Origin of the sequence: Stenotrophomonas sp. SBJS02, from assembly GCF_020428325.2 — a bacterium.
GTDB lineage: Bacteria > Pseudomonadota > Gammaproteobacteria > Xanthomonadales > Xanthomonadaceae > Stenotrophomonas > Stenotrophomonas africana.
Genome location: NZ_CP109812.1, coordinates 314039 through 327828, shown reverse-complemented (window position 1 = coordinate 327828; position 13790 = coordinate 314039). Strand labels below are relative to the sequence as shown.

The 13790-nt window shown below is 66.9% G+C and carries 11 protein-coding genes; 7 read left to right on the top strand and 4 right to left on the bottom strand.

The features are described from left to right. Positions 1 to 60 precede the first annotated feature (60 nt). Positions 61 to 1164 carry a catalase family peroxidase gene (locus FQS62_RS01485; RefSeq protein WP_208044020.1) on the top strand — a complete coding sequence of 368 codons (1104 nt, stop codon included), beginning with the start codon at positions 61 to 63 and terminating at the stop codon, positions 1162 to 1164. Then, positions 1161 to 1697: a cytochrome b gene (locus FQS62_RS01480; RefSeq protein WP_049448721.1), complete on the top strand. Its 537-nt coding sequence runs from the start codon at positions 1161 to 1163 to the stop codon at positions 1695 to 1697. The genes FQS62_RS01485 and FQS62_RS01480 overlap by 4 nt, the downstream gene beginning before the upstream one ends. A gap of 575 nt (positions 1698 to 2272) precedes the next feature. Here the strand turns inward: FQS62_RS01480 and FQS62_RS01475 are convergent. From FQS62_RS01475 to FQS62_RS01460, 4 genes are read right to left on the bottom strand one after another with little or no spacing between them, the layout of a single operon-like run. Continuing rightward, on the bottom strand, positions 2273 to 2875 hold the full coding sequence (locus FQS62_RS01475) for a response regulator transcription factor (RefSeq protein ID WP_049448262.1): 603 nt from the start codon (positions 2873 to 2875) through the stop codon (positions 2273 to 2275). Then, positions 2872 to 4086, bottom strand: coding sequence for a sensor histidine kinase (locus FQS62_RS01470; protein WP_208044021.1), 1215 nt, complete (start codon positions 4084 to 4086; stop codon positions 2872 to 2874). Before FQS62_RS01470 ends, FQS62_RS01475 begins: the two co-directional genes overlap by 4 nt. A gap of 6 nt (positions 4087 to 4092) precedes the next feature. Continuing rightward, positions 4093 to 4875 (bottom strand): ABC transporter permease, encoded by a 783-nt coding sequence (locus FQS62_RS01465; RefSeq protein ID WP_088480281.1) that lies wholly within the window; start codon positions 4873 to 4875, stop codon positions 4093 to 4095. Then, a complete protein-coding gene (locus FQS62_RS01460) occupies positions 4872 to 5768 on the bottom strand; it encodes an ABC transporter ATP-binding protein (protein WP_049448258.1) in 897 nt (298 codons plus the stop codon). The genes FQS62_RS01465 and FQS62_RS01460 overlap by 4 nt, the downstream gene beginning before the upstream one ends. A 202-nt stretch (positions 5769 to 5970) precedes the next feature. Here FQS62_RS01460 and FQS62_RS01455 point away from each other — a divergent pair, with 202 nt between their 5' ends. The 5 genes from FQS62_RS01455 (at position 5971) to FQS62_RS01435 (ending at position 13729) form a co-directional block, all read left to right on the top strand. After that, positions 5971 to 7221, top strand: coding sequence for an efflux RND transporter periplasmic adaptor subunit (locus FQS62_RS01455; RefSeq protein ID WP_208044022.1), 1251 nt, complete (start codon positions 5971 to 5973; stop codon positions 7219 to 7221). A gap of 101 nt (positions 7222 to 7322) precedes the next feature. Beyond that, complete coding sequence (locus FQS62_RS01450) at positions 7323 to 8012, top strand: ABC transporter ATP-binding protein (protein WP_004137569.1); 690 nt, start codon at positions 7323 to 7325, stop codon at positions 8010 to 8012. Between the two features lie 14 nt (positions 8013 to 8026). Continuing rightward, the gene (locus FQS62_RS01445) at positions 8027 to 9184 is read left to right on the top strand and encodes an ABC transporter permease (protein ID WP_208044023.1); all 1158 of its coding nucleotides are present in this window, start codon (positions 8027 to 8029) and stop codon (positions 9182 to 9184) included. A 13-nt stretch (positions 9185 to 9197) separates the two neighbouring features. Then, on the top strand, positions 9198 to 10520 hold the full coding sequence (locus tag FQS62_RS01440; RefSeq protein ID WP_088480277.1) for an ABC transporter permease: 1323 nt from the start codon (positions 9198 to 9200) through the stop codon (positions 10518 to 10520). A gap of 350 nt (positions 10521 to 10870) precedes the next feature. Next, positions 10871 to 13729: a TonB-dependent receptor plug domain-containing protein gene (locus tag FQS62_RS01435; RefSeq protein WP_088480276.1), complete on the top strand. Its 2859-nt coding sequence runs from the start codon at positions 10871 to 10873 to the stop codon at positions 13727 to 13729. The last annotated feature ends 61 nt before the right edge of the window (positions 13730 to 13790 follow it).

Genomic DNA, 13790 nt, shown 5'->3' with positions numbered 1-13790 from the left:
GGTTCTGCGAGGATGTGTGGGTCGACCACCCACACGCTCCGTGAAGGCAGGACTCCGACCATGTCGCTCTTCCGCTACACCCGCGCCGGCCAGACGCCGGGCACACCGCGCACGCATTCGCCGCTGCCCTGGATCGCACTGATCGCGCTCATTCTGGGTGCCATCGCGCTGGCGTTCGCCTGGCTGGCCGGCTGGATCGGCGACCGCCTGACCGCGCAGCGCTTCACCGACACCATCGAGGCCACCGGCCCGGCCCATCCGGGCTTCCGACGCGCGCACAGCAAGGGCATCTGCGTGAGCGGCTGGTTCGAACCCAGCGCGCAGGCCCCTACCCTGTCCAGCGCCCGCGTGTTCTCGCAGCGCCGCGTACCGGTGATGGGCCGCCTGTCGATTGGCGGCGGTGACCCCTACGGTGCCGACAACACCGCACGCGTGCGCAGCCTGGCGGTGCAGATGGTCAGCGATGACGGCCAGGAATGGCGGATGGCGATGAACAGCTTCCCGTTCTTCGCCGTGCCCGATGCCGAGGCGTTCTACGAACAGACACGCGCCTCCATTCCGGACCCGGCCACCGGCAAGCCCGACCCGCAGAAGATGGCCGCCGTACTGGCCAAGTACCCCAGTGCGCAGGCGTTCCAGCAGTGGGCCAAGACGGCACCGTGGACCAGCAGCTGGGCCGACACCACCTTCAACAGCGTCAACAGCTTCTGGTTTACCAATGCGCAGGGCCAGAAGCGCGCGGTGCGCTGGCGCTGGCAGCCACAGGCGCCGGTGGTGGAAATGGATGCGGAAACGCGCACGCAGGCCAGCGTCGATTTCCTCAGCCAGGAACTGCGGCAGCGCCTGGCCAGCGGTCCGGTGCGCTGGAACCTGGTGGTTACCACCGCCGAGCCTGGCGATGCCATCGACGATCCGTCGGTACCGTGGCCCGAGTCGCGTGATCAGGTAGTAGCCGGCGTACTCAGCCTGGACCGCATGCAGTCGCAGGAACAGGGTGCGTGCGGCCAGATCAACTTCGATCCGCTGATCCTGCCCAGCGGCGTGCGCGGCAGTGACGATCCGATCCTGGCCGCCCGCTCGGCGGTGTATTCGCAGTCCTTCAACCGCCGCGAACGCGAGCGCGCCAGCGGCAACGTCGAACAACCGAAGGAGGCCGCACGATGAGCACTGGCAACGGCCACTTCAACCTGCTGGCGCGGGTGCTGCACTGGTCCATGGCGCTGATGATCATCGCCATGTTGTTCATCGGCGTGACCATGGTCGCCTCACTGCACCTGCGGCCAATGCTGATCGACCTGCACCGCCCGCTGGGCATCGCCATCCTGGTGCTGGTGCTGCTGCGCCTGTACAACCGGCTGCGCCATCGCCCGCCGCCGCTGCCGGCGGATCTTCCGGTATGGCAGGTGATGGCGGCCAAGGCCTCGCACTGGATGCTGTATGCACTGATGCTGGCGATGCCGCTGATCGGCTGGGCGATGCTGTCGGCCGGTGGGTACCCGATCGTGCTGTGGGGCGGCCTGCATCTGCCGCCGATCGTGCCACACACACCGGCGCTGTACGCCGCGTTGCGTAATGCGCACAGTCTGCTGGCCTACGTGCTGTTCGCAACGGTGCTGATGCACGTGGGTGCGGCGCTGTTCCACCTGTGGGTGCGGCGCGATGGGGTGTTCCAGGCGATGGCGCGCGGGAAGGATTGATCGGGTTCGCCGGGAATTCCCGGCGGATCGTTTCCGCGCCTGCGGAGAGGTGTCACTTTCTTTGCGCGCAAAGAAAGTAACCAAAGAAAACGCTCCGCCGGCCGCGAGCGACGTGCTTCGCACGCCGGTGCCCTGCGCTTCTCGGTCCGTCGAGGGACGGCGCGGGAACTCGCTGCGCTCAGACACCCGCGCCTCTTCGCCCTCGCCGGTCCTGCGGTGCTCGGCTCGCTTGAAGGCGGACTTGAAGATCAAGATCAACAGCAAGAGCATCCACGCGCGGCGTGGATCTACTGGGTGCAGCTTTTTCCTTTGACGTTGGGTCCGCCTTGAGCGAGCCGAGCATCGCAGGGGAATCAGGGGCGCAGAGGCGCCGGTGTCTGAGCGCAGCGAGTTCGGCGCCGTCCCCTGATTCGCCGAGAAGCGCAGGGAACCGTCGCGTAGCGACGGCTCGCGCTCTGGCGGCGTGTTTCTTTGGTTACTTTCTTTGCACGAGCAAAGAAAGTGACACCTCTCCGCAGGCGCGGAAATGATCCGCCGGGCAGCGCCCGGCGCTACCAGTGCGTCGGCGCACGCCCCTACAACCACCCCTTCTGCCGCGCCAGCCGATACGCCTCGATCCGGTTAGCCACGCCCAGCTTGCCGATGCACTCGGACAGGTAATTGCGCACCGTACCGTGCGACAACCCCAGCTGCTCGGCAATCTCGCTGGCGGTTCGGCCCTCCCCTGCCAGGCGCAGCACACGGCGCTCGCGGTCGGTCAGCGGATCGGCCTGCGACCACGCATCCAGCGCCAGCTGCGGGTCGATCGCACGGATGCCCTGTTTCACCTTGCGCAGTGCATCGGCCAGGTTCTCGGCCGGGGCGTCCTTCAGCAGGTAGCCCAGCACGCCCGCCTCCAGCGCGCGGCGCAGGAAACCGGCGCGGGCGAAGGTGGTCACGATCACCACCTTGATCGGCAGCTCATGGCGGGCGATGCGCTGCGCCAGCTCCAGCCCGGACAGGCCCGGCATCTCGATGTCGGTGACCAGGATGTCCGGCATCAGCTGCTGCAGCATCCGCCACGCAGCTTCGCCGTCGGCCGCGCTGCCCAGCACCTCGATATCAGGCTCCAACCCCAGCAGCGCCGACAGCGCGCCGCGCACCATCGCCTGGTCCTCGGCCAGCAGAATGCGGATCATGCGGGTCCCCCCTGTGCCAGCGATGCCGAGGACAGCGACATGGTGGCGGCCCCCAAGGGCACGCGCACGGTCAGCAGCGTGCCTTCGCCGCGGGGCGACTGCAGCGTCAGCTGCCCACCCAGCGCCGCCGCACGTTCGCGCATGCCGCACAGCCCATTGCCCTCGGCCTGCACGCCACCGCGGCCGTCATCGCGTATCTGCATCGCCAACTGTCGGTCCTCCAGCATGAAATCCACCTGCACGCGGGTCGCCTGCGCATGGCGCACGATGTTGGTTGCGGCCTCGCGCAGCACCAGCGCCAGTCCACGTTCCACGTCCACCGGCATCGGCGGTGGCGTCGTGTACTGCAGGTGCACCTGCTGGCATTCCAGCAGCAGACGGGCCGACGCCAGTTCGCCGGCCAGGTCGCTGGCACGGATACCGGTCACCGCGCTGCGCACCTGTGCCAGCGCTTCGCGGGCGATGGCCTCGGCTTCACCGATCTCCTGCCGCGCCCGTGCGTCATCGCGGTCGTACAGCTTGCGTGCCAGTTCCAGCTTCAAGGTGATCAGCGAGAGCGTGTGGCCGAGCAGGTCGTGCAGGTCACGGCCGATGCGTTCGCGCTCAGCAGTGGTCGCCAGCCGCCGTACTTCGTCCTGCGACAGCTGCAGGGCAACGTCGCGCTGCTGGCTCAAGGCCTCCACGTTCACCACCAGCCCGACAATGAACGACACTGCCGGCATCCACACCATGGCTTGCCACGGATAGCCGAAGTAGAGCGCAGCACCGCAGAACAACAGGTTCAGCCCGGTGAGCTGCAACAGGTACACCCACCAGCCTCCACGGCTGCTCATGCGGATCATCACGCAACCGAACACGAAGTAGCTCAGGCCCGACGGGTACCACGGCAGCAGTACCAGGGCGAGCACGATCATGCCCAGCGCATAGCGCCACCCATGGTGCCGGGGCGCCAGCATCACCTTGGCATAGAGCAGCAGGAACAGCGGATAGCTGGCCAGGGTCAGCAGCAGCCAGCGCAGCGTGAAGCCATTGCCGAGCACCGGGGTGAGGAAGATCCATACCGACCACAGCAGGTGGATCGCTCCGCTCCAGGGCGACTTGCCACGTCGCAGCAGTTCGGCCACGGCCGAATCCGGCGCGGGGCGCAGCAGGGACGCAAGCCAACTCGACGGCACGGGAGAATCCAGGCGGGGACGATCACTGCCGATCATGCCAGCTCAGCCGATCCGGCGCAGGCGACGCCGTGCCAACAGCAACGCCACCGCCGTGACCGCTAGCAGCACCAGCAGATGGCCCCCGATGCTGCCCGCCGACGGCAGCCCGACCACCGGCAGCGCCAGCTGCGCCAGATGCCAGGTCGGCCACAGCGGTGCCATCGTCGAGAACAGCACAGGCAGCGCCGACAGTGGCAGCCACAGGCCCGAGAGCAGGGCCAGCGGCAGGTAGACCAGGTTGACCATCGCCGGTGCCGCACTGGCACTGACATGGCTGCCGATCAGCAGGCCGATCGCCCCCAGCGGCAACGCCGCCAGTCCGGCCACCGCCATCAGCTGCAGCACCTGCAGCGCCTGCAACCGCACGCCACCCAGCACGTGCGCCGCGCCGATCAACAGCGAAGCCACCAGCAGCGCGAACATCACTGCCATCGCCAACCGTGCCAGCAGCGGTGCCGCAGCAGGTATCGGCAGCGCGCGCTTGAGCGTCAACAGGCCGCCTTCGCGGTCCAGCGCCAGCTGCACGCCGAAGCCGAACAGGGCCGGGGCCATCGCGCCGAACACACAGTAGGTGGCCAGCAGGTACAGCGGTGCGTGACCACGCCCCAGCAGCACACCGAACAGCAGATAGAACAGCACCGGGAACAGCAGCGAGGGCACCGCGAACGCCGGCGTGCGCCAGGCACGGCGCAGTTCGGCCACCAACTCGGCGCGGTACGGACGCAGGGCCTGGTGCCAGGCAGATGCGAGCGCGGGTGTAGTGCCGGTACGGGTCATCGTGTTCATGCGGCCTCCCGGGTCATGTCGAGGAAAGCGTCGGCCAGTGCCGCGCCCTGTACTTCCAGCTCGCGCAGCTGCGCATCGGCGGCCAGCAGGCGTGCCACCACCGGCTCGGCCGGGCTCGCCAGCAGCTGCAGGTGCTCGCCGTCGCGCTGCACCTGCTGCACGCCCGGCCACTGCTGCACGTCTTCGGCGGGCAACACGCTGCGGCAACGGATCCGACGCGGCCGATCGGCCAGGCGCAGCTCGCTCAACGGCGCGTCGGCCAGCACCCGGCCCTGCTCCAGCACCACCACCTGCTGTGCCAGCGCTTCGGCCTCTTCCAGATAATGGGTGGTCAGCAGCACGCCGCAGCCTTCGGCCACCAGCTGCCGGATCGCCTGCCACATCGCCTGTCGCGCCTGGATGTCCAGTCCGGTGGTGGGCTCGTCCAGGAACAGCACCCGCGGGCGGCCACACAGGGCGATGGCGAACTGCACCGCGCGCTGCTGGCCACCGGAAAGCTGGCCGTAGCGGCGGCGTGCCAGTGCCTGCAGACCGGCGCGCTGCAGTATCTCCTGCAACGGCATCGGGTCCGGATAGCAGGCGCTGGCCTGCGCCACCAGTTCGTCCACCTGCAGCATCGGTGGCAGGCTGGTGCTCTGCAGCATCACACCCAAGCCGAGGCGACGGCTGCGCTGCTGCGGGTCACCGCCGAGCAGCTCGACCTGGCCGGCATCGGCGCGGCGCAGACCCAACAGCACGCTGATCGCGGTACTCTTGCCGGCACCGTTGCGGCCCAGCAATGCCAGCACCTGGCCAGCGCGGACCTGCAGGTCGATGCCCTGCAGGGCGGTATGGTCGCGATAGCGCACCTGCACCTGCTGCAGGCGGGCCAGCGACGGGGCGATCGGATCCATGGGCGGTACCGGTAGCGGGGACGTTGCCATCCTGTGCCGCCGTGGTCACATTTCGCAGTTGCCGCCGTCAGTGTCATCGGGTGACAGCTGTCACTGCCGTCATCGCCGTACCTGCCTTCATGCTGTGCCGCACGCTCCACCGCCGGAACCGCCGCCGTCCGCTCTTCCGGCCACACCCGCCCGAATGCCTGTGATGGAACGAATGAACGCTTCTGCCGAGCTGTTGAAGGAACTCCGTATCGACCGCAAATTGCCGCCGCCCGCCTCCGGTGGCAGCAATGGCGGTGGACGTCGTTGGCTGTGGATCGCCATCATCGTGATCGTGCTGCTGATCGCCGCCGCCGTAGCCTTCCTGTTCGGCCGCGCGCCGGCCGTGGAGGTGGAAACCGCGCCCGCCGTGGCCATACAGCAAGGCAACGCCAGCAGTTCAGTGCTCGATGCCAGCGGCTACGTGGTCGCCCGGCGCATGGCCACGGTCTCGGCCAAGATCACCGGCAAGGTGCGTGAGGTGATGATCGAGGAAGGCATGCGGGTGGAGCAGGGCCAGATCATGGCCACGCTGGACCCGATCGATGCCGACGCCCAGCGCAGCCTGTATGCCTCGCAGCTGCAGGCCGCACGCAGCCAGGTGGCCGGGCTGGAGGCGCAGCAGAAGCAGGCCACCGCCGAGGCCAGCCGCCTGCAGGCACTGGTCGGCCAGCAGCTGGTGTCACGTTCGCAGTACGACCAGGCCGTGGCCCAGCGCGACAGCCTGCGTGCGCAGCTGGAAACGGCACAGCGCAACGTCAAGGTGGCCAACGACCAGCTGGCCATCGCCGACCTGGGCGTGGACAACAACATCGTGCGCGCGCCCTTCTCCGGGGTGGTCACCGCCAAGGCCGCGCAGCCCGGCGAAATCGTCTCGCCGCTGTCGGCGGGCGGTGGTTTCACCCGTACCGGCATCGGCACCATCGTCGACATGGACTCGCTGGAGATCGAAGTCGAGGTGGGCGAGGCCTTCATCGGCCGCGTGCAGCCGAAGATGCCGGTGGAGGCCACGCTCAACGCCTACCCGGAATGGAAGATTCCCGGCGAGGTCATCGCCATCATTCCCACCGCCGACCGCGGCAAGGCCACGGTGAAGGTGCGCGTGGCGCTGAAGGTGAAAGACCCGCGCATCGTGCCGGAGATGGGCGTGCGGGTCAGCTTCCTGGAACAGGCGCAGCCGCAGGCGGCCACCAAGCCGCAGGGCGTACGCGTACCGGGCGGCACCGTGGTCCAGCGCGAGGGCGCCTCGGTGGCCTTCGTGCTGGGTGATGAGAACCGCGTGCAGCAGCGCACGGTCGAGGCTGGCCAGGCGATGGGCAAGGACCGCCAGATCCTCAAGGGCGTGAGCGCAGGTGAATCGGTGGTGGTGAACCCGCCGGACACCCTGCGCGATGGCGCCAAGGTGCAACAGAAACAAGCGCAGTAACGGCCTGGCGCCCATGGGCGCCGCCGGCAACACCGCTCGACGCACGCCTGCGCCACCGCAGGTGCGCTTCCCCGTTTCCCGTCTTCCGTGGAGAACCACCCATGTCGACCCTGGTTTCACTGCGCAACATCACCAAGACCTACCAGCGTGGTCCCGAGAAAGTGCAGGTGCTGCACGGCATCGACCTGGACATCGCCAGCGGCGACTTCGTGGCGCTGATGGGCCCATCCGGCTCCGGCAAGACCACCCTGCTCAACCTGATTGGCGGCCTGGACAATCCCAGTGGCGGCGAGATCAGCATCGAAGGCGAGCGCATCGACCAGATGAGCGGCGGCCAGCTGTCGACCTGGCGTAGCCATCACGTCGGCTTCGTGTTCCAGTTCTACAACCTGATGCCGATGCTGACCGCGCAGAAGAACGTGGAACTGCCACTGCTGCTGACCCACCTCAATGCCGCGCAGCGCCGGCGCAACGCGGAGATCGCGCTGACTCTGGTCGGCCTGGCCGACCGCCGCAGCCATCGTCCCAATGAACTGTCCGGCGGCCAGCAGCAGCGCGTGGCGATCGCGCGGGCGATCGTCTCCGACCCGACCTTCCTGATCTGCGACGAACCGACCGGCGACCTCGACCGCCAGTCCGCCGAGGAGATCCTGGGCCTGCTGCAGCAGCTGAACCGCGAACACGGCAAGACCATCATCATGGTCACCCATGACCCGAAGGCCGCCGAGTACGCCACGCACACGGTGCACCTGGACAAGGGCGAGCTGGCCGACGCGCCGCTGGCCCACTGACGGAGGCCACGGCAATGAAATACTTCTCGTTGGTCTGGGCGCAGCTGTTCCGCAGCCGCACCCGCACCCTGCTGACCCTGCTCTCGGTGGTGGCCGCGTTCCTGCTGTTCGGCATGCTCGACTCGGTGCGCGTGGCGTTCACTTCCGGTGGCAGCGTGGAAGGCGCCAACCGTCTGGTGGTGGCTTCGCGACTGTCGATCACCCAGTCGCTGCCGATCCGCCTTGAAGCGCAGATCCGCCAGGTAGCCGGCGTGCGCGACGTGGCCTATGGCATGTGGTTCGGCGGCATCTACCAGGATCCGAAGAACTTCTTCCCGAATTTCTCGGTGTCGCCCAACTACTTCGATGTCTACCGCGAACTGCAGATCGACCCGGCGCAGCTGGAAGACTGGAAGCAGACCCGCACCGGCGCCATCGTCGGCGAAACCCTGGCCAAGCAGTTCGGCTGGAAGATCGGCGACACCATCCCGCTGCAGGCCACGATCTTCCCGCGCGGCGGCAGCAACGACTGGCCGCTGGAACTGAAGGGCATCTACCGTTCAAAGGACCGTGCGCTGGCGGCCAACGAAGAACGCCAACTGATGATGAACTGGAAGTACTTCGATGAGTCCAACGACTACATCAAGAACCAGGTGAGCTGGTACACGGTGACGCTGGACAACCCGGACCACTCCTCGCGGGTGGCACAGGCCATCGATGCGATCTCGGCCAACTCCGACCACGAGACCAAGACCCAGACCGAATCGGCGTTCCAGCAGGCCTTCGTCAAGCAGTTCGCGGATATCGGCATGATCGTCACTTCGATCATGGGTGCGGTGTTCTTCACCCTGCTGCTGTTGACCGGCAACACCATGGCGCAGGCGGTGCGCGAGCGCGTGCCCGAACTGGCCACGCTGAAGACGCTGGGCTTCAAGGACGGCACCGTGCTGACCCTGGTGATGGTGGAGTCGGTGCTGCTGATCGGCCTGGGCGGCCTGATCGGCATGGGCCTGGCCGCGCTGATCCTGCCGGCGATCGGCCCGAAGAGCATGGGCATGCTGCCGCCACACGTGCCAACCCCAACCTGGCTGATGGGGCTGGGCCTGATCGTGGTGATCGGCATCATCGTCGGGTTGCTGCCCGCGCTGCGCGCCAAGCGCCTGAAGATCGTCGACGCACTGGCCGGCCGCTGAGGAGGACACCGACATGTTCAAGAGCAAACTGAAGAAGTGGCTGGGCAACGGTGTGATGGTGCTGCTGCTGGTGATCGGCCTGGTGCTGTGGATCAGCCTGCCGTGGTTTGGCGTGCTGGCCGTGGCCGTGCTGGTAGCGCTGTGGCTGCTGTTGACCCGCAGTGGACGGCTGGCGTTGGCCGCCACCCGCATCGGCGTGGCCAGCCTGCCGCAGCGCTGGGGCGCGTCCTCGGTGATCGTGGTCGGCATCGCCGGCGTCGTCGGCGTGCTGGTGGCGATGCTGGCGATGGGCGAAGGCTTCCAGGCCACGCTCAACAACACCGGCGATGACACCACCGCCATCGTGCTGCGTGGCGGCTCGCAGGCCGAAACCAATTCGGTCATCACCCGCGAACAGGTGCCGACGCTGTCCACCCTGCCCGGCATCACTCGCGATGCCGAAGGCCGGCCGCTGCTGTCACCGGAGCTGTCGCAGGTGGTCAACCTGGTGTCGAAGTCCGATGGCACCGACGTCAACGCGCAGTTCCGCGGCGTCGGCCCGCAGGCGTGGGCGGTGCATGACAAGGTCAAGATTGTCGAAGGCCGCAAGTTCGCCACTGGCCTGCGCGAGATCGTGGTCGGCCAGGGCGCCAAGGGCCAGTTCCGCGATCTTGACGTGGGCAAGACGCTGACCCTGGGTAACCAGACCTGGACCGTGGTCGGCGTGTTCGCCACCGGCGATGCGCATGATTCGGAGCTGTGGACCGACGCCGATACGCTGGCCACCACCTACCAGCGCAGCGCCTGGCAGTCGATCAGCGTGCGTACCGATGGCAAGGCAGGCTTCGAGCAGTTCAAGGCGGCAGTCGCCGCCGATCCGCGCCTGAAGCTGGACGTGGAAACCACCCGCGTCTACTACAGCAAGCAGGGCGGCGGGCTGACCAAGCTGATCGACATCCTTGGCAAGGTGATCGGCACGATCATGGCGGTGGGCGCGGTGTTCGGCGCGCTCAATACCATGTATGCCGCCGTGGCCACGCGCGCACGCGAGATCGCCACGATGCGTGCGATCGGTTTCCGTGGCCTGCCGGTGGTGACCGCGGTGATGCTGGAAACCATGCTGCTGGCCCTGCTGGGTGGCCTGCTGGGATGCGCGGTGGCGTGGCTGCTGTTCAACGGCTACAGCGTGTCCACCATCGGCAGCAACTTCAGCGCGGTGGTGTTCAAGTTCCACGTCTCGCCGGAGCTGCTGTGGACCGGACTGAAATGGGCGCTGGGTATCGGCCTGGTCGGCGGCCTGTTCCCGGCGCTGCGCGCGGCGCGTTTGCCGATCACCACGGCGTTGCGCGAAACCTGAGCATTTCGCAGCGATACCACGCGCATCGCGCAGGGGGACGGAGCGAACGCTCCGTCCCTTTTTGTTTGAGCGTCATCCACGCATGGATGCATGCGTACTCGCATCGCTACAGATTGCGCCAACACCGCCGCTATCGATGCCTCTGCCCATCGCAAACGCAGCGCGCGTGACGCTGCGCACAACCCATCTGTGGATTGTTGGTTGCGATTCATTTTCGCGCCCATCCGCGGCGCAGAGACAAACAGTTACGAATGGAAACACTCTAGAATCGCGCCCCCCACGTTGGTTTGCAGCACCCCACGCGTCCAGAGAACGGGCGCTTGTTTTTCCTGAAACACGAGATGTCACGGATGTCCCTGAAAACCAATCCGCTGCGCAACGCGATCGTCATCGCGCTGGCTGCCAGCTGCACCACCCCCGCCTTCGCACAGAGCGCCGGCGAAACCCCGACCAACCTCGACCGCATCGAAATCACCGGCTCGCGCATCCGCCAGGCCAGTGTCGAAACCGCACAGCCGGTCGTCGCGCTCAACCGCGCCGAGATCGAGAAGAAGGGCTACATCAACGTCGCCGACATCCTGCAGGACGTCACCGCCGCCGGTGCTCCGAGCCTGAGCCGCTCGTCGTCGCTGAGTTCTTCGCGTGACTTCGGCGGCACCTACGTCAGCCTGCGCAACCTCGGCCCGGAACGCAGCCTGGTGCTGATCGACGGCCGCCGCATGGGCGTCAGCGCCGGTGGCTACTCCGACCTGGCTTCGATTCCCTCGGCAATCGTCGAGCGCGTGGAAGTGCTGACCGACGGTGCCTCGGCGCTGTATGGCTCGGACGCCATCGCCGGTGTGGTCAACATCATCACCCGCAAGAACTTCGACGGCGGCGAAGCCAGCGTCTACGTCGGCCAGTACGGTGAAGGCGACGGCCAGAAGCGCTCCTACAGCGCCACCTTCGGCAAGACCTTCGACCGCGGCTGGTTCAGCGTCGGCGCCGAGCGCACCAAGGAAGACGAGATCCTCGGCAGCGAGCGCGAGTTCAGCCGCTACCCGGGTGGCCCGCGCCACGCCGATGACGTCGACGCCCTGAGCCCGACCACCCAATGGGGCACCGTCACCGTCGGCGGCAAGCCGCTGACCGTGGGCCCGGGCGGTGATCCGAGCCAGGCCGGCAACTTCCACACCCCGGACCCGGCGGATGGTGCCAACGCCAAGACCAACATGAGCCTGCTGAGCGGTCTGGAGCGCACCTCGGTGTTCGCCAACGGTGGTTTCTCGATCACCGACAACCTGCGCATCGTGGCCGACGCGCTGTACAGCAAGCGCGAGTCCACCAAGCACCTGGCCGGCTACCCGTACTCGGTATCGGCCGCACAGGCCCGCAATGGCACCCGTGCCGCCCTGTCCAAGGACAGCACCTTCAACAAGTGGGGCCAGGACGTCCTGTTCTCGCACCGCACTGAAGAACTGCCGCGCGGCACCGAGAACAACCTGGACACCAAGCGCGCCAGCATCGGCCTGGAAGGCAGCTTCGAAACCGGTTCGCGTTACTGGGACTGGAACGTCAGCTACATGTACAACCGCAACGAAGGCGAACGCATCGGTACCGGCAGCATGTACCAGCCGCACGTCGACCTGGCGGTCGGCCCGTCCTTCATGGATGGCACCGTGGCACGCTGCGGCACCCCGGGTGCAGTGATCGCCGGCTGCGTGCCGTGGAACCCGGCCGCCCCCATGGGCTATGCGGGCCCGGGCTCGCTGAGCAACCAGGACGTACAGGACTACCTGTTCACCCGCTTCGTCGACAAGATGAAGAGCACCACCAAGGTGGCCAGCGCCAACATCTCCGGCTCGCTGTTCACTCTGCCGGCCGGTGACATCATGGGTGCGATGGGCTTCGAGCACCGCACCGAAGAAGCCAGCTATACCCCGGACCTGATGGTGCAGAAGGGCCAGATCGCCGGCACCACCGGCCAGCCGACCCGTGGCGATTACTCGCTCAACGAGGTCTACCTTGAAATGCAGGTGCCGCTGCTGGCCGACCTGCCGTTCGCGCGTGAACTGTCGCTGGACCTGGCCGGTCGTTACACCGACTACAACACCTTCGGTTCGACCACCAACAGCAAGTTCGGCCTGAAGTGGAAACCGATCGACAGCCTGCTGGTGCGCGCGACCTACGGTACCGGCTTCCGTGCACCCACCGTGGACGATCTGTACGGCGGCGCAGTGTCCAGCCGCGATTCGTTCACCGATCCATGTGATACGAAGTTCGGCATCGCCGCCAGCAGCCCGACCGTGGCAGCACGCTGCAAGGCGCTGAATGTGCCCGCCAACTTCCGTCAGCAGACCGGTGCGGACGGCAACCTTGCCAACCGCCCGGGCCAGCAGGCCACCTCCGATTTCAACTCGGGTTCCAACCCGGAACTGAAGCCGGAAACCGCCAAGACCTGGACCGTCGGCCTGGTCTACAGCCCGGAATTCGTGCAGGGCCTGGACGTCAGCCTGGACTGGTGGAAGATCCGCATCAACAACGCCATCGTCGGCGAGTCGGCCACCGATATCCTCAACCAGTGCTACGTGCAGGGTGTGGATTCGGCCTGCGGTCGCTTCACCCGTTCCACCGCTGCGGCCACGCGTGGCCAGGTCTCGGCGCTGGATCGTTCGCTGGTCAACGCGGGCTATCGCGAAACCGCCGGCTATGACATCGGTGTGCGTTACCGCCTGCCGGAAACCGCGTATGGCAAGTTCGCCATCAACTGGAACACCACCTACACCGACTACCTGGAGCAGCGCAACGACAGCGCCGCCACCACGCCGGTGGAGCAGAAGACCGGCTGGCAGGGCAACTTCCGCGTGCGTTCGACCTTCAACCTGGATTGGCAGTACGGCGATCTGGGCATCGGCTGGACCGCCCGCTACTACTCGGGCATGAAGGAAGCCTGCTCGTATGACCTGGGCGGTGGCCCGGACTGCAACATGGCCGGCTTCGTCTCGCCGTACACCGATGCGCAGCCAAGCCGCAAGGTGGGCTCCAACACCTTCCACGACCTGCAGGTGCGTTACAGCCTGCCGTGGGACGGCACTGTGTCGCTGGGCGTGAACAACGTGTTCGACCACCAGGGTCCGATCATGTACAGCCAGCCGAACAGCAGCTTCACCTACTACGGTGGCTTCGACATCGGTCGTTTCATGTACATGAAGTACCAGCAGCGCTTCTAAGGCTGCAACCGCGTTCCCGCCACCGCCATCTCTCTCCTGGCGGTGGACGGAAGCAGAACGG